The sequence below is a fragment of the Acaryochloris marina MBIC11017 genome, assembly GCF_000018105.1.
Classification (GTDB): Bacteria; Cyanobacteriota; Cyanobacteriia; order Thermosynechococcales; family Thermosynechococcaceae; genus Acaryochloris; species Acaryochloris marina.
In genome coordinates this window covers 5550522-5575520 of record NC_009925.1, presented here as the reverse complement: position 1 = coordinate 5575520, position 24999 = coordinate 5550522, and the positions used below count along the sequence as shown (strand labels likewise).

General features: G+C 48.2%; 24 protein-coding genes and 2 pseudogenes. 13 read left to right on the top strand and 13 right to left on the bottom strand.

All coding sequences use genetic code 11. From position 1 onward, the window contains the following. Positions 1-21: 21 nt before the first annotated feature. The gene (locus AM1_RS25005; protein ID WP_041660498.1) at positions 22-1587 is read right to left on the bottom strand and encodes a serine/threonine-protein kinase; all 1566 of its coding nucleotides are present in this window, start codon (positions 1585-1587) and stop codon (positions 22-24) included. A 196-nt stretch (positions 1588-1783) separates the two neighbouring features. After that, positions 1784-2692: a CoB--CoM heterodisulfide reductase iron-sulfur subunit B family protein gene (locus tag AM1_RS25000; RefSeq protein ID WP_012165709.1), complete on the bottom strand. Its 909-nt coding sequence runs from the start codon at positions 2690-2692 to the stop codon at positions 1784-1786. Positions 2693-2855: 163 nt separating this feature from the next. On the opposite strand from AM1_RS25000, the gene pip reads away from it, so the two are divergent. From pip to AM1_RS24970, 6 genes are all read left to right on the top strand, one after another. Beyond that, entirely contained in the window at positions 2856-3806 is a 951-nt protein-coding gene (pip, locus tag AM1_RS24995) for a prolyl aminopeptidase (RefSeq protein ID WP_012165708.1), read from the top strand. Positions 3807-4054: 248 nt separating this feature from the next. Then, positions 4055-4300 (top strand): acyl carrier protein, encoded by a 246-nt coding sequence (acpP, locus tag AM1_RS24990; RefSeq protein WP_010477306.1) that lies wholly within the window; start codon positions 4055-4057, stop codon positions 4298-4300. 83 nt (positions 4301-4383) lie between these two features. Next, on the top strand, positions 4384-5637 hold the full coding sequence (gene fabF / locus AM1_RS24985; RefSeq protein ID WP_012165706.1) for a beta-ketoacyl-ACP synthase II: 1254 nt from the start codon (positions 4384-4386) through the stop codon (positions 5635-5637). A gap of 146 nt (positions 5638-5783) precedes the next feature. Next, on the top strand, positions 5784-7790 hold the full coding sequence (tkt, locus tag AM1_RS24980; RefSeq protein ID WP_012165705.1) for a transketolase: 2007 nt from the start codon (positions 5784-5786) through the stop codon (positions 7788-7790). 315 nt (positions 7791-8105) lie between these two features. Further along, positions 8106-9056, top strand: a complete 951-nt coding sequence (locus AM1_RS24975) for an endonuclease/exonuclease/phosphatase family protein (protein WP_012165704.1) — start codon at positions 8106-8108, stop codon at positions 9054-9056. Positions 9057-9204: 148 nt separating this feature from the next. Then, the gene (locus tag AM1_RS24970) at positions 9205-9588 is read left to right on the top strand and encodes a VOC family protein (protein ID WP_012165702.1); all 384 of its coding nucleotides are present in this window, start codon (positions 9205-9207) and stop codon (positions 9586-9588) included. Here the strand turns inward: AM1_RS24970 and AM1_RS37775 are convergent. From AM1_RS37775 to psbH, 6 genes are all read right to left on the bottom strand, one after another. Then, complete coding sequence (locus AM1_RS37775) at positions 9585-10217, bottom strand: helix-turn-helix domain-containing protein (RefSeq protein ID WP_063710536.1); 633 nt, start codon at positions 10215-10217, stop codon at positions 9585-9587. The two genes, AM1_RS24970 and AM1_RS37775, sit on opposite strands and share 4 nt — an antisense overlap. 135 nt (positions 10218-10352) lie before the next feature. Continuing rightward, positions 10353-11348, bottom strand: coding sequence for a GTP 3',8-cyclase MoaA (gene moaA, locus AM1_RS24960; protein ID WP_012165700.1), 996 nt, complete (start codon positions 11346-11348; stop codon positions 10353-10355). Between the two features lie 133 nt (positions 11349-11481). Continuing rightward, the gene (locus AM1_RS24955; protein ID WP_010477315.1) at positions 11482-11781 is read right to left on the bottom strand and encodes a ferredoxin; all 300 of its coding nucleotides are present in this window, start codon (positions 11779-11781) and stop codon (positions 11482-11484) included. A 447-nt stretch (positions 11782-12228) separates the two neighbouring features. After that, on the bottom strand, positions 12229-12849 hold the full coding sequence (pth, locus tag AM1_RS24950; protein WP_012165699.1) for an aminoacyl-tRNA hydrolase: 621 nt from the start codon (positions 12847-12849) through the stop codon (positions 12229-12231). Then, positions 12850-13170, bottom strand: coding sequence for a TatA/E family twin arginine-targeting protein translocase (locus AM1_RS24945; RefSeq protein ID WP_010477319.1), 321 nt, complete (start codon positions 13168-13170; stop codon positions 12850-12852). A gap of 182 nt (positions 13171-13352) precedes the next feature. Beyond that, positions 13353-13568: a photosystem II reaction center phosphoprotein PsbH gene (gene psbH / locus AM1_RS24940; RefSeq protein WP_010477322.1), complete on the bottom strand. Its 216-nt coding sequence runs from the start codon at positions 13566-13568 to the stop codon at positions 13353-13355. Positions 13569-13644: 76 nt separating this feature from the next. On the opposite strand from psbH, the gene psbN reads away from it, so the two are divergent. Together psbN and AM1_RS24930 are read left to right on the top strand one after the other, a co-directional pair. Beyond that, positions 13645-13785 carry a photosystem II reaction center protein PsbN gene (gene psbN, locus AM1_RS24935; RefSeq protein ID WP_010477325.1) on the top strand — a complete coding sequence of 47 codons (141 nt, stop codon included), beginning with the start codon at positions 13645-13647 and terminating at the stop codon, positions 13783-13785. A 91-nt stretch (positions 13786-13876) separates the two neighbouring features. Continuing rightward, a complete protein-coding gene (locus tag AM1_RS24930; protein ID WP_041660495.1) occupies positions 13877-15436 on the top strand; it encodes a phosphate ABC transporter substrate-binding/OmpA family protein in 1560 nt (519 codons plus the stop codon). Positions 15437-15445: 9 nt separating this feature from the next. Here AM1_RS24930 and AM1_RS24925 read toward each other — a convergent pair whose 3' ends face one another. From AM1_RS24925 to pyrH, 4 genes are read right to left on the bottom strand one after another with little or no spacing between them, the layout of a single operon-like run. Continuing rightward, positions 15446-16879 carry a protein adenylyltransferase SelO gene (locus AM1_RS24925; protein WP_012165697.1) on the bottom strand — a complete coding sequence of 478 codons (1434 nt, stop codon included), beginning with the start codon at positions 16877-16879 and terminating at the stop codon, positions 15446-15448. A 48-nt stretch (positions 16880-16927) separates the two neighbouring features. Further along, positions 16928-18058 carry a geranylgeranyl reductase family protein gene (locus AM1_RS24920; protein ID WP_012165696.1) on the bottom strand — a complete coding sequence of 377 codons (1131 nt, stop codon included), beginning with the start codon at positions 18056-18058 and terminating at the stop codon, positions 16928-16930. 1 nt (position 18059) lies between these two features. Next, positions 18060-18608, bottom strand: a complete 549-nt coding sequence (gene frr / locus AM1_RS24915; protein WP_041660492.1) for a ribosome recycling factor — start codon at positions 18606-18608, stop codon at positions 18060-18062. After that, positions 18595-19323, bottom strand: a complete 729-nt coding sequence (gene pyrH, locus AM1_RS24910; protein WP_012165694.1) for a UMP kinase — start codon at positions 19321-19323, stop codon at positions 18595-18597. Before pyrH ends, frr begins: the two co-directional genes overlap by 14 nt. A gap of 306 nt (positions 19324-19629) precedes the next feature. On the opposite strand from pyrH, the gene AM1_RS24905 reads away from it, so the two are divergent. From AM1_RS24905 to AM1_RS24890, 5 genes and pseudogenes are all read left to right on the top strand, one after another. Next, on the top strand, positions 19630-20427 hold the full coding sequence (locus AM1_RS24905) for a tetratricopeptide repeat protein (RefSeq protein ID WP_148215825.1): 798 nt from the start codon (positions 19630-19632) through the stop codon (positions 20425-20427). A gap of 57 nt (positions 20428-20484) precedes the next feature. Beyond that, on the top strand, positions 20485-21030 hold the full coding sequence (locus AM1_RS24900; protein WP_012165692.1) for a DUF721 domain-containing protein: 546 nt from the start codon (positions 20485-20487) through the stop codon (positions 21028-21030). 124 nt (positions 21031-21154) lie between these two features. Then, a pseudogene (locus tag AM1_RS41230) lies at positions 21155-21306 on the top strand (transposase); the annotation flags it as partial. 77 nt (positions 21307-21383) lie between these two features. Beyond that, a pseudogene (locus AM1_RS24895) lies at positions 21384-22509 on the top strand (transposase); the annotation flags it as partial. A 227-nt stretch (positions 22510-22736) separates the two neighbouring features. Next, positions 22737-23060: an STAS domain-containing protein gene (locus AM1_RS24890; protein WP_012165689.1), complete on the top strand. Its 324-nt coding sequence runs from the start codon at positions 22737-22739 to the stop codon at positions 23058-23060. Positions 23061-23194: 134 nt separating this feature from the next. Here AM1_RS24890 and AM1_RS24885 read toward each other — a convergent pair whose 3' ends face one another. Continuing rightward, positions 23195-24937 (bottom strand): Rqc2 family fibronectin-binding protein, encoded by a 1743-nt coding sequence (locus tag AM1_RS24885; RefSeq protein ID WP_012165688.1) that lies wholly within the window; start codon positions 24935-24937, stop codon positions 23195-23197. Positions 24938-24999 lie beyond the last annotated feature (62 nt).

Here is a 24999-nt window from a genome sequence, read left to right as displayed (position 1 = left end):
CTTTGAGGCTAGCTCCTGGGCTTACTGGAAGCTTTCTGGAGATTCAGAGGGAGGCGGTGTGGAAAAATCAGGCTGAGCAAAGGGATCGAAGGGAGATGGCTCTGGGCTGGGAGCCAGGCTATCAGGATAGGATTCTATTGGCGTTTGTAGGACAGGATCCGGGTCTAAGGGATCGGCGGGGACAGGGCTAAGAGGGACGGGATCTTGAAGAGTGGGATCTGGCCCAATATCACCCTGCTCAAACTGAGGATCAACCGTCGGTTCTTCTAGAGGCGAGGTTTCGGGAGACTCAAGGGGTGTTTCCGCCGGAGTCGGCAGCGTTTCTAATTGTCTTCTGGTTGTTCCTGGCTTTGGTAGAAAATCTTCATTTTGAACTGGGGGGGCCTTTGCAGGCACTTGTGGGTTCGTAAACTGATTCTGATAATGAAATCGGAGCAACAGACCAAAGGCAATTCCTACAACCCCTGAGAGCACGGAACAAATGAGTAGTGCTCGGTAGGGAAATCTAGGAGGCACGGAATAGGGTTGAAGGCGAGTGGTTGACACAGTCTGACTGGGCTCCTGGCGAGGGACTGTTGATGCTGTAGGAAGATCCTCAGCCTCGGGAGCTAAAGATAATTCCTCTGAAGGGGAAGAAATTTCTGGATCTGAAGGGTCTGAATCGGGGAGAGAAGAGCTCTCTGGGGTAGTGGATTTTGCTGAGGGTTGAGGCACTGCCTCAGTCGAGGAAAGGGAAGCTGCGCCTATGTTACCCGATTTTATTGGGAATGATACAGGAGGAGAAGGGGCTTTGGGTAGGAGTTTCAACCACTCCGAGATAGATTGGGGACGGTGCTGAGGTTGCATGGCCATTCCCCGGAGTAGGGCAACAATCGTTGCCTGGCTTAAGTCTGGGTGACGGATCTCCAAGCGAATATGCTGCCGCTGGGAGGCTGCTATCGGAATTTTTCCCGTCACCAAGGTGTATAAAGTTGCCGCTAATCCGTAGATATCGGTTGTAACAGTTTGTTGACCTTGAGCGACTTCAGGAGCTGTATAGGCATGAAGAAGGGAAGAAGAGCCCCCCAGAGCACTGGGTTGCCAAACCCAATTTCCTAGAACTGGATGATTTGTTTGGGGGTGGATAAAGATATTTTTGGGTTGAATATCCCTATGGAGAAGCTGCTGCTGATGGGCCTGATTCAAGCCATCCGCAATTTGGGTAATTTGGGCAATCGCCTCCACCTCTGGTAGAGGCTGTTTTTTTGCTTTTGTGGCCCAAGTTTGTCCTGATAGCTTTTCCCTGACTAGAAAGGGGAGAACGGAATCTACAAAAATGTCTCGGATGGATTCTAGAGAAGGATGTTTTAAGTTCTGCCAGGCTTGGGCCTCTTGTATAAAAGCATCGCGATGTAGAACAATTTTTTTAGGATTTTGACGGGATGGATTAAGGGTATTGATCAGAACAGTCTGCTGACTGGGTAAATGCGTGCCCTCATAAGTTAACTGCAAGCCCTGATGCCGGACCAGCTGCTCTAAGCGATAGGTTCCTTTTTGTAAGAGTGTTCCAAGGGGCAGCAAAACCATTGTTGGCAGAGGGGGGCGCATGGGAGCTAACGACAGAGGGAAGGGTTAGATCATGAAGATGCTGGGAAAATTCCTCAGGTTCCTGGCTAATTCCCGTTTCCTTAAACCCTAAACCTAATCCTTCGGGTTTCTTCAGGCTGTAATGTGTCTCACAATTGGGAACGGGAGCAAGTCAGAACAGAGATTAAGACCTAACTGCAGACAGATTTTGAGCCTGTTAAGTTAGGCCTAATTTCTCTAGTATGGGTTTGGTAGAGACCACATGCTTTTCTAGCCCTAATTTCTGGGGCTCAATTCCTAAAGCTAACCCGACTAATTGAGGTAAATGCAAAACAGGCAGCCCTAGCTTGGTATCAATGGACTTTTCAACTTCAGGTTGACGAGAATCCAAATTCAAATGGCAAAGGGGACAAGGAGTCACTAAGCAATCTGCTCCGGCTGCAATGGCGTCCTGAATTCTGCCACCAGCCATGGCAAAGGACTGAGGGGTAGCATAGCTCGCGAGGGGCCAACCACAACATTGGGTGCGCCCTGAGTAATAGATCGGGGTGGCATCGAGGGCCAAAAACACGTTTTCCATGGAAGAAGGGTGAATGGGATCGTCGAAGGGGAGGCTCTGTTGAGCTCTGAGCAGATAGCAACCATAAAAAGCCGCACATTTTAAGCCGCTAAGTTTACGCTTGACCTGAAGGGACAGAGCTTCCAAACCAAAGTCTCCAACCAAGGCCCAGAGAAGATGCTTGACTTCAGTACTACCTTGATAGGGAGAACAATGCTGCTCAGATAAGAGGTTATTGATCTGATCAAAATAGTCAGGGTCATTATCCTTGGCGTCTTTGAGTCGCTCATCAACATGGCCAATTACTCCTTGGCAGGTACTGCAATGGGTGAGTAGAGGTAAATTGAGCTGTTCAGCTAGGGCTATATTGCGGGCATTAACGGTATCTTCTAGTAGCTGAGAATCTTCTTTGAATGTGCCGGACCCACAACAGGCCGCTTTCTTCAGTTCAATGAGTTTAATCCCTAAGGCCTGGGTTATTTCCTGGGTTGACATGTACAATTCTCGGCAAGCGCCTTGAGCGACACATCCTGGGAAGTAAGCATATTGAAGTGTTGGGACCGACATCTGAATTACTCGCTGTAACTGAGCCTTTGCTAGAGCAACGCTAGCATGTTGGCCTGAGAATTCGGGTTACCTGTGATTGAACATTACAAAACGGTGAAATCAGAGGTCTTGAGCGGTGAGACCATTTATCTTGAAGAGCAAGAGATAGCCGTTGAATTCCAAAATGCGTGACCTTTACCCAGTTATCACTCCTTATACAACGGGAAAACTTCAGGTTTCTGAGCTGCATACCCTTTATTACGAAGAAGTGGGAAATCCCCAGGGGAAACCGGCTGTATTTCTGCATGGCGGGCCAGGGGGCGGCATCGATCCGGTCTATCGGCAATATTTTGATCCGCAGCAATGGCGATTGGTGCTGTTCGATCAGCGGGGTTGTGGGCAAAGTACCCCCCATGCAGAGTTAAGAGAAAACACCACCTGGAATTTAGTTAGGGATATTGAAGCCCTGCGTCAGCATTTAAGTATCGATCAATGGGTGGTCTTTGGTGGGAGTTGGGGTAGTACTTTGGCGCTGGCCTATAGCCAAACCCATCCTGAAGCCTGCAAGGGATTAATCTTGCGGGGCATATTTATGTTGCGCAATCAAGAGCTGCAGTGGTTTTACCAAGAAGGGACCAGCAATATTTTCCCAGATGCCTGGGAAGCTTATCTCCAGACCATCCCTCCAGAAGAGCGCCATGATTTAATCAACGCTTATTATCGCCGCCTCACCAGCAATGATCCAGCGATTCAATTAGAAGCCGCCAAAGCCTGGTCTGTTTGGGAAGCGACAACCAGCAAACTAATCCCCGATCTTGAATTACAAGAAAAATGTGGTGAAGACACCTTTGCCACGGCATTTGCACGCATTGAATGTCACTATTTTGTCAACAAGGGCTTTTTAGATACTGAGGATCAGCTGTTACGGGGGTGCGATCACATCCAGCATCTCCCCATTGTCATTGTCCAAGGCCGATACGATGTGGTGTGTCCCGTTATCTCCGCCTGGGAACTCCACCAACAACTACCCCAATCCGAATTACAAATCATCCCTGATGCCGGCCATTCCATTACAGAACCTGGCATTCGCAATGCTTTGATAGAAGCAACCGACCGCTTTGCCCAAATTCCATAACATGCCTTGGCTAAGACTTAATTTATGGTCTAGCAAGAAAACAAGATCGATGCTTTCAGAAGGGCGGTTTCAGATTACTATGGAAGGAATGGCTGAAACCCTGAAAGACTGGATCAGACATTCTCTGGCCTTGATCTTTGAGCAAGGACATTGAAATATGCTCAGGGAAGGAAGTAAAGCATTTGGCCTCATATGAAGCCGCATTCACCCTTCTGCTAGAGTCCGTAGTTTTAGAGAAAAGAGAACCCATGAGTGAGTCGGAAATTTTTGGCAAAGTAAAAGATATTGTTGCTGAGCAATTAAGTGTTGATGCAGACAAAGTAACGCCAGAAGCGAGCTTCCAGAACGATCTAGATGCTGACTCCCTGGATGTTGTGGAAATGGTCATGGCTCTAGAAGAAGAGTTTGACATCGAAATTCCAGACGAAGCAGCCGAAGAAATTCTTACGGTTCAAGCTGCCGTTGACTTTATCGCCGGCAAAGTAAAGGCTTAGCAATCATGCTGCGTGCTAGAGAGCATGCAGCATGATTGCCAACCCCTCAATATTTCATCCTATGCTGATCACATGTGACCATCATGACTAACCTAGAGCCTAAGCGCGTTGTAATTACAGGGCTGGGGGCCATCACTCCATTGGGGAATACCCTCTCTGAATACTGGGATGGGTTGCTTGCAGGTCGCAGTGGAATTGGCCCCGTCACCCGATTTGATGCAGCGAAACATGCCTGCCGCATTGCTGGAGAAGTCAAAGGCTTCGATCCCCAAGACTATATGGATCGCAAAGACGCCAAACGCATGGACCGCTTTGCCCAATTTGCCGTATCTGCCAGCAAACAAGCCCTAGCGGATGCTAACTTCACCATTGACGATTCCAACGCCAACGATATCGGCATTATTATCGGTACCGGCATTGGGGGCCTAAAAGTTTTAGAAGATCAGCAGGAAATCTACCTGACCAAAGGGCCAGATCGCTGTAGTCCCTTTATGATTCCGATGATGATTGCCAACATGGCGGCGGGATTGACGGCCATTCATGTCGGCGCTAAGGGGCCGAACTCCTGTTCCGTGACGGCCTGTGCTGCTGGGTCTAACGCCATTGGCGATGCGTTTCGATTTGTCCAACGTGGCTATACCAAAGCGATGATTTGCGGCGGCACCGAAGCGGCCGTAACACCCTTGTCCATGGCTGGATTCGCGGCCTGTCGGGCCCTTTCTACCCGCAATGATGAGCCCACGAAAGCCAGCCGACCTTTTGATAAAGATCGGGATGGTTTTGTCTTGGGAGAAGGCGTTGGCATTCTCATCATTGAAGAATTAGAGCATGCCCTAGCCCGAGGGGCCAAAATCTACGCTGAACTGATTGGCTATGGGGTCACCTGCGACGCTCACCATATGACCTCCCCCTCTCCGGGCGGCGTGGGTGCTGCGCGAGCCATTGAGCTATGCCTCAAAGACGCGAACCTCACCCCAGATCAAATCAGCTATATCAACGCCCACGGCACCAGCACGAACGCCAACGATACAACGGAAACGGCTGCAATTAAGCATGCGATAGGTGATAATGCTTATCGGGTAGCCATTAGTTCCACCAAATCGATGACGGGTCATCTACTCGGCGGGTCTGGCGGAATTGAAGCAGTGGCGACTGCCATGGCCATTGCCAATGATCAAGTCCCACCGACCATTAACCTGGACAATCCTGATGAAGGGTGCGATCTAGACTATATCCCCCATACCAGCCGTGAATTAACGGTGGATGTTGCTCTTTCCAATTCCTTTGGTTTTGGCGGTCACAATGTCACCCTTGCCTTCCGAAAGTATGTCGATTAATGTTGGATTCCCTTGCCGAGATGGCATCTGTATTTGAGGCTTGTCTGTACCAAGCCTCTTTTTGACGCCCATAGAGAATAAAGACAACGCTTTTTCTTGCCGCTTATCCCTTCTTGCAGTTCAGTAAATACTAAAAATTCAAGCTTATGGTTGTTGCGACCCAATCCCTAGACGAACTTTGTATTAATGCCATTCGTTTTCTGGCTATTGATGCCGTCGAAAAAGCCAAATCGGGACACCCAGGTTTACCCATGGGTGCTGCCCCAATGGCCTATGTCCTTTGGGACCGCATCATGCGGTTTAACCCTAAAAATCCCTATTGGTTTAACCGCGATCGATTTGTGCTGTCTGCAGGGCATGGCTGCATGCTGCAATATGCCCTTCTCCATCTGACTGGGTTTAACAGCGTTTCCCTTGAAGAAATTAAGAATTTCCGTCAGTGGGGCTCAAAAACTCCGGGACACCCTGAGAACTTTGAAACGCCTGGGGTTGAAGTCACGACTGGGCCTTTGGGCCAAGGCATTTGTAATGCCGTCGGTTTGGCCATGGCCGAAGCCCATTTGGCAGCCAAGTTCAACAAGCCAGAGCATACCCTTGTAGACCATTACTCCTATGTCATCTTGGGTGATGGTTGCAATATGGAAGGGGTGTCCGGCGAAGCCTGCTCCTTGGCAGGGCACTTGGGCTTGGGTAAATTGATTGCCCTTTACGATGACAACCATATTTCCATTGATGGTTCTACAGATATTTCCTTCACAGAAGATGTGGGCAAGCGGTTTGAAGCCTATGGTTGGCATGTCCAGCATGTTGAGAATGGCAACACCGATCTTGACGGGATCCAGAAAGCGATTGAAGCCGCGAAAGTTGTAACCGATAAGCCTTCCTTGATTAAGGTCACTACTACCATTGGCTACGGGTCTCCGAATAAGGCCGATACCGCTGGTGTTCATGGCGCTGCCCTTGGAGATGCAGAGATTAAAGCCACCCGAGAAAATCTGGGCTGGAGCCATGAACCCTTTGATATTCCCGACGATGTTCTATCCCACTTCCGGCAAGCAGTGGATCGGGGTGCTACGGCTGAATCCGAGTGGGATGCAGTTCTGGCCTCCTATCGGTCTCAATACCCTGCTGAAGCAGCTGAATTTGAGCGGATGTTGAAAGGAGAACTCCCCGCAGATTGGGATAAGGCTCTTCCCAGATACACCCCTGCAGATAAAGGTCTAGCCACTCGGAAGCACTCCGAAATCACCATCAATGCCTTGGCAGGTGCCATTCCTGAGATGATTGGTGGATCCGCTGACCTGACCCACTCCAACCTGACGGAAATTAAAGGCTCAGGGAATTTCCAAAAGGGAGATTACAATAACCGCAACCTTCGGTTTGGGGTTCGTGAGCATGGCATGGGGGCTATCTGTAACGGTATTGCCCTGCATAATTCCGGTTTAATTCCCTACTGCGCCACTTTCTTGGTGTTCGCAGATTATATGAGAGCAGCCATCCGTCTATCTGCCCTAGCTGAAGCGGGTGTTATTTACGTCATGACCCATGACTCTATTGGTTTGGGTGAAGATGGTCCAACTCACCAACCCGTGGAAACAATTGCTTCCTTGCGAGCCATTCCCAACCTAACGGTGATTCGACCTGCAGACGGAAACGAGGTTTCTGGGGCGTATAAAGTTGCGATCGCAAGTCGTAAATATCCCACACTGATCGCCTTTACGCGTCAGGCCCTCCCTAACTTAGCCGGTAGCTCCATTGATGCCGTGGCCAAGGGCGCTTACATTATGTCCGACAGCGATGGCACACCCGACATGATCATGATTGCGACAGGCAGTGAAGTACACCTTTGTGAACAAGCTGCTGAGCAGTTACGGTCTGAAGGCAAGAAGGTTCGCGTAGTCTCCATGCCCTCCTGGGAATTGTTTGAAGCTCAAACGCCGGAGTACAAAGAGTCTGTTTTACCCAAGGCTATTACTAAGCGTTTAGCCGTAGAGGCTGCAGCCGATTTCGGTTGGCATCGGTATATTGGTTTTGAAGGTCAATCTATCAGCATCAATCGCTTTGGTGCCTCTGCACCTGGAAACACTTGCCTAGAACAGTTTGGCTTTACCGTTGAGAACGTTCTCGCCAAAGCCAAGGATCTAATGAGCTAAGGTCTTTCAAGAATCATTTGGTTCGCAGTCCTCCTATTGCTAGGGGGACTGTTTTTTTATGAGGGTCAGCACACCCGCTAGTCCGAATGATTCATGAGGGCTTCAAACACTGATTACAGGGACACTTCTAGAAACAAGCTGTATTTCAGGCAGGTGCTGCGTTTAATCCATTAGAAACGTGTTCGAGGAATTGCCTAAATAGTCATGAATAATCCAGGCTAGGGTTAAAGGGCAGGCTCAGGTTACATTGCTTTCGAAATTGCCCCAGTATAATCGAACCAATCCTTGTCGATACCCAGCCTCTAAACCGTTGGCATGACTCTGAAACAGGGCATTTCCCATACCGCCTTACTCCTGAGCCTCTGCTTATATATTTTCTATCTATGCCCCTGGGTCAATCGTTCATTCCCGTTAACCTTAGGAATGGAGTTTTGGCCTTATGTTTGTGTGATTCCTTGTTTAGGTCTTGGATTTAGATTGTTTCACCTAGACCTGCGCAGGCAGCGACTAGGGCTAGGATTGGCATCACTTCTACTGGCTATTAGTCTTGCTCCTTGGATTCAATGGCTAGGACTACCCTCCCTAGGGGCGCAACCATCAGGATTGCGGGTGATGTCTTACAACATCTGGACCCAAAATCAAGATTATGGTGCCATTCAACAGTCTATTCAGCAGGAAGATCCCGATATTCTGTTTCTCACAGAGATTACGAAGTCGGCCATGCGTGATTTGGAAAACCGCTTGGATTATCCCTATAGTCAACGCTCTAATCGGGGGTCTAATGCATTTTTTAGTCGCTACCCTATCCTCTCAGCGACTCCGGAATATCCCAATGTGACGGAGCATGGTCTTACGTTTAGCTTAGTTACTCAAATTCAAACACCCCAGGAGGTGCTGACGGTCGTGGGGATTCATCCCCCCATTCCGCTAACCCGATCCTCATTTGCCGTTCGCAACCAACAGTTTGAACGCCTAGCCCCCTTTATTCAGCAGGTTCCCAATCGTGTCATCGTTCTGGGGGATTTCAATACCTCTCCCTGGTCACCTTATTTCGATCAGTTCTTACAGGAGGCAAATTTATGGAGTGCAACCCGAGGACAAGGCATCTGGGCTACCTGGAGTTATGAGTCTTCTTTACCCCATTGGTTTGCCAAGATTCCTATCGATCATATTACGAACCGTGGGTTTGTCTGTATGGATGCTTGGGCAGGCCGTGCCAATGGTTCTGATCATCGGCCTGTTATTGCGGAATTAAAACCCGTTTGAAGCAGCAAGTTGATTCATATCATCGACTAGCCATCTTAAGAACCCTTCAGGAGTCAAAGTCTGCAAAAAAATGTCGCATATTTTCAAGACCATCTGAGCCATACCGCCTTATCCTCAAAAAGTTCGACCTTCTTACAATTAGAATCTAATGAAGTTCAAATACACGATTCTCTATGTGAAAGATGTAACGTCAACCCTAGACTTTTTTAAGCGGGCGTTTGGGTTTAATCAGCAGTTTCTTCACGAAAGCGGCGATTATGGTGAGCTGAGTACCGGGAGTACAACGCTTTCGTTTTCAGCATTCAGCTTGATGAAAGACTTAGGGAAGTCTCCAGCTCAGGCCCAAGCCCATGCACCTGTGTTTGAAATGGCTTTTGAGTCAAATGACGTTCGCTCTGATTTAACAAGAGCTTTAGAAGCAGGTGCAGTTTTACAGCAGGATATTCGAGAGGAATCTTGGGGGCAAACCACCGCTTATGTCATCGATCCCAATGGTTTTCTGATTGAGATCTGTTCGCCAGTTGCCAGCTAGCTGTAACCTGAGTCCATAAGGCGGTCATATTGCTCAGGTGTCAGATTCGAAGGCGATACGCCAAACCAGTGTTTGATTTCTCGGCTCATATGGGACTGATCTGAATATCCATGAATATGGGCAATATCTTTGAGAGGAGTGGAGGTTTTTAAGGCTAAAGCTGCTTGCCGAACCCGTGCTAGCTGTAGCCAAAAACGTGGTGGTTGTCCTGTCTGACTTGTGATCAACCGTTGTAAAGTTCTTGGGGTTATTCCCAGCCATTTAGCTGCTGTGGATACTGTTCTGGGTTGGCTTCTCAAGCATTCAAGAGATTCAGCCACTGCCTGATTTAGAAAACAGAAACTATTGATCCGATCCTTGAGGTCCAGCTTATTGCTGCCAGTAGACAGGTTACCTAATAACTTCTGTTCATTGATCTGAGTGCCAGGTCTTAGCCTAATGCCCATCAGGCTAACCCCTTTGTGGATATACACATTACGAGTCTGAGTATCTAATGTTGTGATTCGCCAATAAGGTCGTTTGCCAAACGAGGTGGATCGAATAATATCTCTGCAACCATCAGGAATAACCAGTGCTGAGCCATTGGAAGTTGCCGTATATTGCCATATTTCGAGTATGCAGTCGTTCATAAACGTATAAGAGGTTGCACAAACTTGCTCGCATTATTTGGCACAATTCACACTTTACCTTTACCCGTAGTCGGCAACAAACATACGTTGCATCAACGTACGCCTCTTCTAGTGTATGTTGCGCGTACATTTGAGTTATCCGCCAATTTGAGACATGGTGCGGCTATAGTTTGCTCCCACCGTGCCAGATTGTCGCTCCTTGTAATTTATCTCTGGCTTGAGTTCCAATAACTGCCGGACGCGATCTCTTAATTCGTCTGTAGACACGCCATCCCTCAAGGCCGTCTTTAAATCTAACTGTCCCGTTTCATTCAGTAAACAAGGCCGCAGCCACCCATCCGCCGATAATCGCATGCGATTACAGCGATCGCAAAAGCATTCCGACATCTGACTGATAAACCCTAATGTGCCCTGGGCTCCTGGGATTTGGAACACATCGGCTGGGCCATTGCCCTGGACTTGTCCGTCTGTGAGGCCCCATCGATCTCGAATTTGGGTTCGGAGTTCTTCTGAGGGTATCCAGCCGCGATCGCAAAATAAATCCGCGTTCCCAATCGGCATAAACTCAATAAACCGCACATGCCATTGGCGGTCAATGGTCAACGCTGCCAGATCTAACACCTCATGATCATTTACTCCAGGAATAATCACCACATTGAGTTTGAGAGGGTTAAACCCGACTTGATAAGCTTTTTGGATGCCTGCCCAGACCTTATTCCAGCGTTTGTGTCTCTGTGAATCTCTACCCACGATAGTGGCAAAGGTCTCTGGCACGAGGGAATCTAGGCTGATATTGATGCGACGCAATCCAGCCTCAAATAAATCCTGAGCTAGAGGCTCAAGTAAAAACGCATTTGTCGTCATCGCCAAATCTTTAACCTGAGGCAATGCGATAACTCCGCGCACAATATCTAAAATATCGGGCCTCAGTAGCGGTTCCCCACCTGTAAGGCGGAAGCGAGCAAATCCCAACGGGATAAAAACGTCCCGAATTAAAGTCAATAGTTCTGTCGCTGTCAGAACGGCTGTGGGCTGCAAAAATTGCAAGTCCTGGGTGTCGGGCATGCAATATTGACAGCGAAAATTGCAGCGATCAATCAAGCTAATTCGAAGATAATCAACTGCATTCATTACATCAGCCTTTTATAGGGCTAGGAACAACTAACCGCGATGTCTTCTACTTTAACGTTATCGACAAAAAAAATTGGGGCGCTCAACAACGCCCCAAACCATTAGCCACAAGCCACAACCTGTGGCGTTGGATTTAGTAGAGATCTTCTTCTTTATGAGTTTCGATGGTGCAATCAGAAGTTGCGTAAGCGACGCAAGTTAGCACAAAACCAGCTTCGATTTGATCATCATCCAAGAAGGACTGATCAGACTGATCAACAGTACCAGCAGTGATTTTTCCAGCACAGGTGGAGCAAGCGCCAGCACGGCAGGAGAAAGGAAGGTCAATACCTTGCTCTTCAGCTACGTCCAAAATATATTCGTCATCAGGGCATTCGATAGTAGTGTCTAGCCCTTCAGATGCACTTTTCAGTGTGACCTTATATGTAGCCATGATGTACTCCTCAATAAAATTCGTGGAAACGGCAGTTCAAAAAGCTCAGCCATGGGTTTTCAAGACTTAAGGAAAACTCAAGGTTGAACCTTCTTCTCTGATACTACGCAAAAAATTAAGGTTTATAAAGCTGAAATAGGGTTTGGGCCAATGGGATTTGTAATGAATGAACGCATTTAGACCATGATTTACTTATCTAATGTCAAATAGATACATTATGATTTTGGCAAGCACAGTAAAGACAAATACCTTAAAAGCAATACAGAAAGAGGGTTATAGCGCCTAAAAAAAGTCATCATTGGTTCTTAGAAAAAAGAGCAAAAAACGGCGGAAGAACCCTTAAACTCCTTACGGAGAAAGACTCATAGGTCATTGTCATCTAGAAATAGATTAGAATTTCCTATCGATAGGCTCAACTTATATAATCTCGCCTCAGGATTATTGAGTTTATTCAGAACTAGATATGGAAACTGTGCGCCCATTGAAAAGAGTCATGGATTGCTCAATCCCTTTCTTGAGTGCCATCTCCACCGCATCTACACCGAGATCAAGAACCGCCGGAAGCAGTTGGTTCTCTAACGGGGCAAAACGTCCTAACACAAAAGAGATGGTATCTTTGCCTCTTTCTGGGGGTGGACTGCCAATACCAATTCGTAGCCTGGGTACTTCAGGTGTACCCAAATGGGAAATGATGGAGCGCATCCCATTGTGTCCCCCGGCAGATCCCTTCAGCCGCAGTCGCAACTTACCAACGGGCAAAGCCATTTCATCATAGATGACTAAAACAGAGGTGGGCTCTAGCTTGAACCAATCAATCACCGCGCGAATGGATTGGCCAGAGTTATTCATATAAGTATGGGGTTTAAGCAAGCGCACCCGGCGACCCTGGCCACCCAAGCCTTCCCCGTATTCACCTTGGAATCGCCGTTCTGAAGTTAAGGAAATTTGCCAGTGCTGAGCCAATCGATCGATAAATGCAAAACCAATATTATGGCGAGTGCGATCATATTTGGAACCAGGGTTTCCTAAACCGACAATCAGTTCAGGAATAATCAGTGGAGCGGTCATTTAGGAGTTCGTTACTTCAGGAGATTCAGCCATTACGTCGTCGGTTGGGGCTTCAGCCATCTCTTGGCCTTCCAGCTGAGGCTGTTCTTGAGGCTTGGGGGTCTCTAAGGTTGCTTCCATGGGCGTTTCATTTAGAGTCTCATTAATCCGATCCGCCTCTTTTTTAAATTCGTTTTCAAATTCTTTCGAGGCTTCTTGGAAACTTTTGAGGGCCTTGCCCATACTCCGACCAATTTCTGGGAGTTTTTTCGGACCAAATACCAACAAAGCAATGACCATAATCAAGGCCATCTCTGGCAAGCCAATACCAAATACGTTCATGGGGTCCTCCTCAAGATTCCGATCGCAGCGGGTCTAGTCTTCGATTGTAATGGATCTCTAGAGTCTCCCCTAAATCTAACCTCACGACAATAAAAAGCCCCGGAAGACCGGGGCAGATGGGATATCAACTTCAAGAGAAATTGGTATCACCTACAGGAAAAACGTCATGCTAAAAGATGTTCTTATTGGCCGAAACCACCGAGGCTGGTCCAGCCTGCATCAACACCATCAAGGACGATAGTGTGGTTATAAACTTGAAGCATAATAAGCAACAACAACGTAATCATGACTACAAAACCAGCCATTACTGGAGTCGTCCCCCAACCAGGCACGAATTTGCCGGCTTCGGAATTATTGTTACCTTTGAGAACATCTCCCCACCAGGTCTGTTTTGGCATAGCTTATCGGCTCACAACAAACAACACTATTTTTTAACTTATCGTAATATTATAGAGGAAAGATACTCATAAAAAAATGCAATTTTCTGACCCTGCAACAGTTCTTATCATAACCATCTTGGCTGTAACCATTGCCTTTACTGCGGTTTCCCTATATACAGCTTTCGGTCCTCCCTCCAAACAATTGGCAGATCCCTTTGAAGAGCATGAGGATTAATTCCCCATTCAGGCATGTTTTTAGTTAAATAAGATGCCTTTTGGGGCACGCTTGCTAGGATGGCTAGTTGTGGCACGTCTAGAGTGAGTCAATGCCTCAAAATAAAAATATCGCCCTCCTTGCGTCTTTGGGTTTAACTTTAGGACTGAGTGCAGGTGGGCTTTTGCTGTTGCAAAATACAGCCCCGGACCTGTTGCCGAGCCTACTAGGGCAATCAGGAGACAATAGTGGTTCTAGACGATCGAAAGGAACCTTCAAGGTCTTAGGGGATACGTTTAGCGGCTACAGTACCTTTCGTAATGACGCCTTTCAAGAGGCGTTGGGAGAACCAGGAATCCGCCTTGACTATGCGGATGAGTTTGATCAGTCCCAACGGGCTCAGGCATTAGGGCAAGGTAAAGCAGATTTTATCGTTACGACCCTCGATCAGTTTCTGAAGCAAAAGCCTAAAGGAAAAATTGTTGGCCTGATCGACCGAACGGTGGGGGCTGATGCAGTGGTATTGAATACGCGTCAGTTTCCTCAGCTCAAATCCTTAATTAATCTCAGTCAACTGGTTAAGCAAGGGAAATCGAAACAATATTCCATTGTTTATGCTGGCGATACGCCTAGTGAATATTTAGCCCTGGTCCTCGATACCAAGTTTGATGCCTTTAACCTCTCAGATTTCCGGGTAATCAAGGTGGAGGACGCTTCCCAGTCCTGGAAGCTGATGCAAGATACGAAGGAAAATGTTGCGATCGCAGTTTTGTGGGAACCCTTTGTTTCCCAAGCGCGCAAGCAAGGCCATACCGTCGTTCTTTCTAGCAAAGATGCCCCCAATACCATCGTGGATGTCTTGGTGGCCTCAGACAAGGTAATTCAGTCTCAGCCAGAACAAATTTCGGCCTTTCTAGCCGCCTACTATCGACGCATTGAGTCCGGCATTAGCAATCGGTCTCAACTTCAAGACCAAATTGCGACTGATGGTGATTTATCTGCTCCCGATGCAGATACGGTCCTGAACGGGATTAACTTTTTTACAGCCTTAGAAGCCCAAGACTGGATGCAGCAAGACGCACTCAACCAGCGGATTACGGCAACAGCCGCTGTTTTGGTCCTGTCGGGCACGTTAACTCAGGTGCCGGAGAATCCCTCACAGCTCTATGACCCTCAGTTTGTGAGCCAGGCGGCGGATAACACCAAAAAATTAATCGATATTGTTCGAGCTGATAATCCTGAACTCGCTAAAAAACTGGAAGGAAAGTCGCCCTCCACCCAGACAGCATCTAAACCGACAGCTGATATCAAGTCTGCCCCCAGTATTGGCAACCTCAAAGTGCGAGGGGAAGTGAAGTTTGCGGTAGGAGCCGCCAATTTAACTTCCTCGGGGCGTCAAACCTTGGATAAGCTATCTAAGGAAATTGCGGAGTTTAACCCGGATACAGTTGCCGTGCGAGTGATTGGCCATACCTCTAAAACTGGGTCTGCTAGTTTAAATCAATCCCTAAGCCAACAACGGGCTCAAGTAGTCGTTCAATATCTGAAACGATTGGGGATAAAGCAAGCGATTCAAGCGGAAGGGAAGGGGTTCAGTGCACCGTTACCGGGCATTCCACCTAGTGATGCTCGCAATCAACGCACCGAAATTCGGTTAGTACGCATTAACTAACCTCACTCTTTAAGGCTGACGCAGGTGCTGCAGTAAGTCATAGAAGGGTTGCCAATCATCTTCTATCATGATTGGCTCCCAAATAGCTTCAATTTGAGGACGGGTAATCACCGTCCGGGGATTGCGCTGCAAGCGTTGCTTGATAGCAGCTAACTCAGTCTCAGGGTATTGCTGAAGCAGCCGATGATAAAGCTGCCGCCATGTCTCCAATTGATCTTGCCATTGGGGCGGGCTTAGAAGCTCTGATTCACTAAAAATATGGCCTGGGTCAACGCGCCAGGTCTCTTGGAATTGCAGCCGTAATTCAGCAAAGAACGCATGGTATCCAACTTGCGATCGCTGCAAAAAATCCAAAGTCTGTACCAACAAATCTTCCGCTTCTGACATTTCCGTGGGTTCAAACCCCAACTTCCCCAGCATCCGCTGTCGATAGGCCGAATAGTAATGGGATTTAAACGTTTCAAGCCCTGCATCTAAATCAGCCTGAGGAATTACAGCCACCAGGGGACGCTGCAACATCTCCAAATTCCAATGACACATACCGGGCTGGTTGCCATAGCTGTAGCGCCGGAAATGATCAAAATAGGCAGCGGTAAAGTCAGGGTCTAGGGTTTGAATAAAGGCATAGGGGCCATAGTCAAAGCTTTCCCCTGTAATTGACATATTGTCCGTGTTTAAGACCGCATGGCAAAACCCCACAGACATCCATTGGCCGACTAACGCCGCAGTCCGTTGGACCAACTCTGCATAAAAGCGAGCATAGGCATCGGGTTGTTGCCATAGGTGAGGATAGTAATACTGGATCACATGATCCAGTAATTGCTGGATCATGTCAGGTCGCTGCAGGGCCAATAACCGCTCAAAGGTGCCAAAGCGGATATGGGACCGACTAAACCGCACCATTACTGAAGAACGAGTCGGTGAAGGTTCATCTCCCCGCCATAAAGATTCTCCCGTCTCAATTAAACTCAAGCAGCGAGAGGTCCGCACCCCCAAATGGTGCAGGGCTTCTGCTGCCAACACTTCTCGAACCCCCCCCTTTAGGGTTAAGCGACCGTCTGCACTTCGGGAATAAGGCGTCGTTCCGGATCCCTTAGTGCCCAGATCATAAAGTTCGCCATCGGTTCCACGGACCTGGCCGTATAGAAAGCCGCGCCCATCCCCTAAGCGGGGATTGTAGTCCCCAAACTGATAACCGTGATAGCAAAGAGCTAGCAAAGGTTCTCGACTCTGAAACTGCCCGTAGGCTTCCACAAAATCGATATCATTCACCTGGTTCGCATCCAGACCCATTTGACCCAGAACATCATCATTGCGAAATCGCAAGAGATGATGGGGAAACTCAGCTGCCATAACTGGATCGTAAAATCCTTCGCCCAGCGCTTCCAAGGCCGGTTCAAACGCTAAGTTAAGCAGTAGGTTCGTGGTGGATGGGGTCGACATGAATTGCGCACATGAGGGCCGTTGAAGCTAAGAGAAGGTGAGCCCATCTCAATTGACACCAGGCATCATCCCTTTACTTAAGCGTTGGATGGCGTTATTGGCGACATCTCGGTATCCCACTTCGCCGGAGAGTAGCTGGCCCATTCTCCGGGTAGCGCTCGGTCGCTTAACCCCAATCTGATAGCCAATTTTGGGTACCCGATAAAACACGCTGGCTAATCGTTGGGCCCACTTCATCTCGCCTCCCCACTCTGTTGCCATCACCTCAGAATATTTTTCGAGGGCGTTGTTTTGGCCGGATAGAGCATGATCAATGGCCTCGGAGGCTTTTAATCCACTAAACATAGAAGGGCGAATCCCTTCCGCCGTAAAGGGATCAACGACACAGGCCGCCTCGCCTGCTAAGATCGCCTGTTGGGTATGGAGAGTTTGGTCGCCATTCCAAAGACAGAGGGGATGGCCATGTTGGCGAATCGAGGTGAAATCCACCCCAAACATTTTCGAATATTCGGTGACGATGGCTCGCAGGTCTTGGCGTTCACCCCCGCGAAAAGCGCCAATGCCAATGGAATAGCCATCTGCTTTGGGAAAGTTCCAGATATAGCCGTTTTTAACCAAACCAAATTCAAAGTGAACCGTATCAGGGTTCTCAATTTCCGTCATGGCCTCAGCTTCTAGGGCTCCACCCAGCTGGCGCTTTCGCTCTTTAAAGCCTAACCACCGGGCCATGGGGCCTTTGGCTCCATCCGCTGCGATTAAATATTTCCCAGAAACGGGACCATCGGCTGTATTCACCTGCCAATGATCGGATTGAAATTCAATCCCAGTAACTGCTGTGTCGTCCCGCAGTTCTGCCCCTTGTTTTTGAGCTTGCTGAATTAAAAAATGGTCAAAAACATCTCGGCGAACCATCCAGATTGGTTCTGGGGTCTGTAAATCCGCTAGCACAACATCTTCCATATTCCAGGTGTAGCGAACGGTTTTCACCTTCAGGGATATGGCAGGAGAAAAATCAAAATCAAACCAGTCTGCGACGACTGGCGACACACCACCACCACAGGGCTTATAGCGCGGTAAAGTTTCCTTTTCTAAAACGAGGACCGATCGACCTTTCTTGGCAAGGTGATAGGCTGCGGTACCCCCTGCTGGCCCCGCCCCGACAATAATGCAATCAAACATATTAAACCGTGGTGATTTCTGTTTCCTTTTCAGCCAAAATCTTGTCGACTTGGCCCGTATACTTATCGGTTAAACCTTGGATCTTGTCTTGAAGATCCTTGGATTCATCTTCTGAGATATCACCACTTTTTCCCTGCTTGCGGGCTGTATCAATGGCATCGCGGCGGATGTTGCGGATGGCAACTTTCCCTTCTTCGGCGATCTTGCCAGCCATTTTGACGAAGTCCTTACGGCGTTCTTCCGTCAACGGCGGAATATTGAGGCGAATGGCGGAGCCATCATTGTTAGGCACCAAGCCCACATCAGAAAGAGAAATAGATCGCTCGATATCCGTCAAGCTGCTGGGGTCAAAGGGCTGAATGGTAATGGTGCTGGCATCTGGAGTACTGATGGTGGCCAAAGACCGTAAGGGAGTCTCTGTGCCGTAGTATTCCACCGTAATTCGGTCTAATAAAGAAGCATTGGCCCGCCCCGTCCGAATGGTGTTGAGGGACCGCTTCATGGCCTCAATGGACTTTTGCATTAAAGTCTCGGCCTCAGCTAACTCCACAAGAACCTCCCACAATAGTGCCAATAGATTCGCCCAATAGGGCCCGTCGAATATTTCCAGAAACGGAAAGGTCAAAGACCAAAATAGGAATATCGTTGTCTTTGCACAATGCGATCGCAGTGCTGTCCATCACTTTCAGATCATGGGTGAGGACATGTCCGTAGGTTAAACTTTGAAATCGCTTGGCATCGGGATTTATTTTAGGATCTGAGTCGTACACCCCATCTACCTTGGTGGCTTTCATGATGATGTCTGCATCGATTTCAGCCGCCCGCAACGCTGCCGTGGTGTCTGTCGTAAAGAACGGATTGCCAGACCCTGCACCAAAAATAACCACCCGGCCTTTCTCGAGATGGCGCATGGCGCGACGACGAATGTAGGGTTCTGCTAATTCCTGCATGGAAATAGCGGTTTGTACCCGAGTCGGTACATTCATTTGTTCAAGGGCATCTTGCAGGGTCATGGCATTCATCACCGTTGCAATCATGCCAATATAGTCGGCAGTTGCTCGATCCATGCCTGCGGCTGCACCTTTCACGCCGCGAAAGATATTGCCCCCTCCGACCACAATAGCGACCTGAATGCCTCGACTGGCGACATCAGAGATTTCTTCGGCAATTCCCTGAACAATGGTGGGGTCGATACCATAGGGCAAAGTTCCCATTAGGGCTTCGCCACTAAGCTTTAATAGGACCCGTTGATAGGTATTCCCCATGCAATGATAACTGCTACGAAAATTGCTCCCCAATTAAGATAGCAGGATTAGGGATCAGGAGGTTGGCTAAAATGATTTAATTCAGATTTTGAATCACTGCTTGACAATATCAATGGTTGACGAGAAAGACAATATAGTTGCCCAGGCTTAATCACTACTCTGTTGCCCCTAACCACAAAATTCAGCGAAATCGTTACGGTAAAAGAAGGAATTTAAGTGTCAAGGACTAATTTGCAAGCCATGAGGCATCCCCTCCGTTGGATCTTTGGAAGACTAATTTTACTACTGTGTCTACTCAGTATTGGAATGACGTTCGGTGGACATCCGGCGTTCGCTGCCCCGGAGCAATCTACCCCACCTGCTTATACTGCTGAGATCGAGACTCAGGTAGAGAATCTATTTAATGCAGCCATGGAAGCCACAAACAAAGGTAACTTCGCCAAGGCAGAGCAATATTGGACCGAGGCCCTTGATTTTCTGCCTAACAATCCTGCCATCTGGAGTAATCGAGGTAACTCCAAGATAAGCCAAGGGAAATTTGAGGCCGCGTTGGTCGACTATGACCGCTCCGTTGAACTTGCCCCCGAACAACCCGATGCTTATCTGAATCGGGGTGCAGTCCAGGAAGGGCTAGCCAATTGGGAAGCTGCGATTGCTGATTACAACAAAGTAATTGAACTGGATCCAAAGGAGGCCGCTGCCTACAACAATCGTGGCAACGCCAAAGCAGGGCAAGGGGATTGGAATGCCGCTCTTACGGATTTTGAAACGGCCATGGAGCTATCTCCCCAGTTTGCGTTTGCTAGAGGCAATTATGCCCTCGCGTTGTATCAAGTGGGTGAGCGGGATGAGGCCATCAAAACCATGCGAAATTTGGTTCGCAAATATCCCCAGTTTGCCGATATGCGTGCGGCAATGACGGCAGCTTTATGGGACAAAGGCCAAATTGGGGAAGCAGAAAGTAATTGGGTGGCTGCGATTGGATTAGATTCGCGCTATAAAGATACAGCCTGGTTAACAGAAATTCGCCGTTGGCCCCCTGCTTTAGTTGAAAATATGGAGGGTTTTCTCACCCTATCAGGTGATAAAGGGGCCAAGAGCTGAATCAAACCTCTACTTGAATTGAGTAGGTATTTGTCTTCTCTGTTGTTTTAATTGGTTATGTCTCTACAACCCGTTCAACAGGTTTTATCAACCTTAAAACAAACCCATTGGCAGCATGAACAGGAATTTGTGCAGTTGTTGGATACCTGGACCCAGATTGTTGGACCTGTCGTTGCGGCCCAAACTCAACCCATCCAAATTACACCGCGAAAAATATTGCTTGTGGCTACAACCAGTTCTGCCTGGGCTCAGAATTTGGCGTTCGAACGGAGTCGCATTCTCCATAAACTAAATACCCAGCTCTCCTACGAGTTTACAGACATTCGTTTTTCCACGAGTCAATGGCCAAGACGATCGAACAACACCCATCGGCGTTCTGTCCCTCCGTCGATTACACCGGCTAGTCTGCTTCCTGCTTTACCTGTTGCTCGACTGGAGCCTAGTCTCGATCCGAATGAGGCGTTTGAACGGTGGACGAATGCGATTCACAAACGGTCTCATGGGTATCCGACTTGCCCAATCTGCCAATGTCCAACACCTAAGACTGAACTACAACGCTGGTCTGTCTGTAGTTTATGTGCAGTTCGAAAACCAGAAGTTTAGGATAAGTCCTAATAAAAAAACCATCAGCATTCACTTATGGGCTCGTGGGACATACTGACTGGTCGTGCATCAAAAAAGTGTGGGTTTGTTAAACCGATAGGGAGTTGAGTTATCCTATCCCCTGATGCAATGTCCTCTATGTGGTCATCCAAAGACCCACAAACGCGGTAAAACCAATAAAGGCAGCCAACGTTACCGTTGCCCCACTGCCAGCGAACTTTCAGTGAGACCTTCGATACCCTCTATTATCACCGTCAGATTTCTCCTCAAACCCTTTAGACCATCCTTCAATCTCATGCTGAAAGTAGTCTGCTGAGATGTTGCACCAAGGTTCCTGCCTATGAGAAAAGGGCGTGCAGTTATATCCAGAAACAAGCATGCCAAAACACATCCTTGCCCACGCCCAAGGGCTAGTCTACACCTTGCTCCATCTGATGCCGAGTCCCTATCAGCAAGAGACCTTACAAGCCTTATTGGAGTTGTTTTTAGAAGCAACCGGTCAATCTTTACCTGCTCATAGCAAAGTTAAATCTGCCAGTGCCATCAGTCGATTCCTCAATCAGTATCAATGGCCCACTCGTCAAGTGATTCGTGCGGTACGTCAAGCAGCCATTGAGCGACTACTGCAGGTGAGGATGCCGGGGCGCCAGCCCTACTTACAAGTGATTCTATAACCACCCTAGAGAAAACAGGCAAGTTCAAAGCCATGCCAGGTTTGATTCGGGTGTATCACGGCAAACGAGGTCTGCATCTGGTCGTGATGTATCTAGTTGTGGGGAAATGGCGCTTGCCTTGGAACTTTAGGGTCTATCGAGGGAAAGACACGCCTTCTCCTGCTCAATTAGGACTACAGTTGCTTCGGCGATTACCACAACCGTTGGCTCAAGGGTTTCAAGTGTTGGTGTTAGCTGATACAGGCTTTGGCAGCATTGACTTTCTAGAAGGAACCAAACAACTGGGATATCCCACCATTGTGGGGGTTCGTAAAGACCGAAAACAACAAGCAGGGGGACCCATTTCTCAACTGTCTCAGCGAGGGCAGCAGACGCACTTAGTCGGTTTGAGGTTTCCGGTTTGGGTGTCTTGGTTTTGGCTTAAGCGAGAGAATAGCCAGCGGGAACTTCGGTATGTGCTTTCCACGAAGCCTTGGAAGGGTAGCACGATTACTAGATGGGGGAAACGACGATGGCAAATTGAGGGATGGTTCAAGACGGCCAAGCATCGGTTTAGCTTAGCTCGATTTGCCCAAGGGACATTGACAGGAGTGTATCGATGGTTGGTATTGTCAATGATTGCCTATTTGTTAGCTCATTGGGCCTATCTCACCACTGCTATGTCAGGGTTACCGGAATGGGGGAAAGCTGCTCGACTAGCGATGGAGTTATGGTTCCCCCATCTTCTGGTGATGACGCTGATAGCGGATGTCGAACAACTCAGGCCTCGCATGCAGCAACTGGGGCTGGACCTCCAGTTATCTTGGGTAACCCAAGGACTACTCGTCATTATCAGTCTCTATTCGTAGCAGTCTGGGCAATCATTCAAGATAGTGCACAGATTTTCTGGTTGCGTTAAAAGTGTTCGCTCGCTTTCAGAAACGGGAATTCTGAATACACAACGAATTCCTTATGGTTTACGGGTCGTTCATTGGTAGCTTTCTCGCCTTTACCTGACTCAAAACCAACAGTTCTGACCTAGGAGTGCAACCAATGAGCTATAAAATTATCCAACCCCTTAGCCTGACAGATGGAATTGGTCTAAATCAGGTCCGTAATGAAATTGATACGGTGCTGAATGAAGGCGTTAAAACGATCCTATTAGATTTGCAAGATGTCACCTTTATCAATAGTTCGGCAATTGGTGCTTTAGTCGCGATGCATAAAGCAGTGCATGGTAGAAGTGGCAAGCTATCTATCTGCTCCATGAGAAAACAGGTTAGCCTTGTCCTGAAATTATCCAGAATGGACCAAATTTTCGATATTTTTGCAGACAAGGAAGAATTTCAGCAAAAAAATGAGACTCCTGTCACTTAGCTTCCTAGTATACATTCGAACTCCATGTCCTACAGCAGAACTAGAGGTATGCTCAAAAATCGCTAGCCAAGCAGAGCGTACGCCACGCCTGCAGGTCCATCGCATTGCATCCTAAGGGACTGAATCAGTGCATCCTAAACTGAGCCAGAACCATGAACCTGATCTTTCACAGATTGGGGCTGGCCCCAAATCACTTGTTCATGTTTATAAATCACCATCCCTGGTTTGGCCCCTTTGGGTTTGTACACATTTTTGGATTCGGTATAGATTACTGGAACTTGATGACTCTGCCGAGCCCGACTATAGTAGGCGGCCATATTGGCAGCAAACTGCATATCTTCGGGTTCAGCAACAGAACCAGCCTCTAATCTCAAGAGCACATGGCTACCGGGAATCTCCTGGGTATGAAACCACAGATCGTAGGTGGCAGCTGTCCGAAACGTGAGCAGATCATTTTGGCGATTATTGCGACCAATTAATAGCTCCCATCCTGAGGGAGATTGGTACTGGTAAAACGGAATTTCAGGTGGCGCATCCTTGCGATACTCCAGTTTCGGGAAATAGTTTTGTAGGATCAGTTCATCTCGAATATCGTGCAGCGTCAACAAATCCGCGACATCTTCAAACTGTTCTAGCTGCTGAATACTGGCTTCCACCTGTTCTAAATAGACCACCTCTGATAGCACCTCTTCCAGTAAAGGCTGCACTTGGGCACGAGAGCGTTTTAGTTTTTGATGGCGTTTGTACCAGGCTTGAGCATTTTGAACTGCATTCTTTTCTGGATTGAGGGTTAGGGTTCGAGGTTCACCCGACCCAAAATCCATCAAAGTTAGGGTTTTCATTCCCACCTGCCACTCATGTAAATGAGCCATCAGTAGGTCAGCCTTTTCCCGATAGGTTTCAGCTGTATCGGATGCCTTCAACTGATCTTGAAAGGTTTTAGCTTTGGTATTGAGCTTCTTGAGATGGCCTTTGACCTTTTGCTGCAGCTGATGCCGGAGCTGCTTAAAGACCTGCTCGCCTAACTGTTGACTGTAATAGTCATCCAGCAACGTTTGCGTATCCGCTGCTAGCCGGGTGATATCCCAACCCACTACGGTGTAGCCCCCTGATGAACACCAACCAGGAGTGAAGGATTGGGATTCTAGAGCCGATAGCCAATCTTGCCAAGCTTGAAAGAGCCGTTGCCAATCCATTTCTTGCAGGGTTTCAGTAGATTGATCAGGCTGCAGATGAATGGAGGACAGCATGGACAATACCAGAGCCGAACTCAGGCCTCGATAGGTTTTGAGTAAATTTCGTTTCAGAGGACCCGGTACTAAGCTGACCTGTCGCTGCCAATGCTCAAAGGATTCCGACAAAGTGGGAATGGGGTCGGTTAGGTGGGGCGGTGGCTGGTAAAGGTCTCCGGTTTGAATGGGGCGAACACTAGACTGTTGGGCACTGACTTGATGGGCCGCTGTGACAATTCGATTTTCTCCATTGGTCAAGATAACGTTGCTATACTTACCCATGATTTCTACATAGACATGCCAATCCACAGGGGCTTGAGGGCGCTGACCAATCTGCAAGTCGATCACCCGTTCCCAATCGGCAATCGGTTCAACGGCTATCAAAGCGAGGCCATTGAGCTGGTGACGTAACTGTTGGCTAAAGGTAAAGGTATCTGCGCCTTTCGGGGGTGGGGTTCCCATACAAATTCGGGCCGCTTGAGGATGCCAACTCAAGGAAAGCCATCCTCGATGGTCGAGGGTACGCAGGGCAATATAGACCGTAAACCGATCTTGCTGAACCACTTGTTCAATGCGTGCCGGTAGCCATTGCGATCGCAACTCGCAGCACGCTGCAGTCAATGTCGTAAAGTCAACCTGTTGCACGGGTAATTACAAGTAAATGGACCTCTTGTGAGGAGTTCCTAGGCAGGAAAACCTATCTTTCA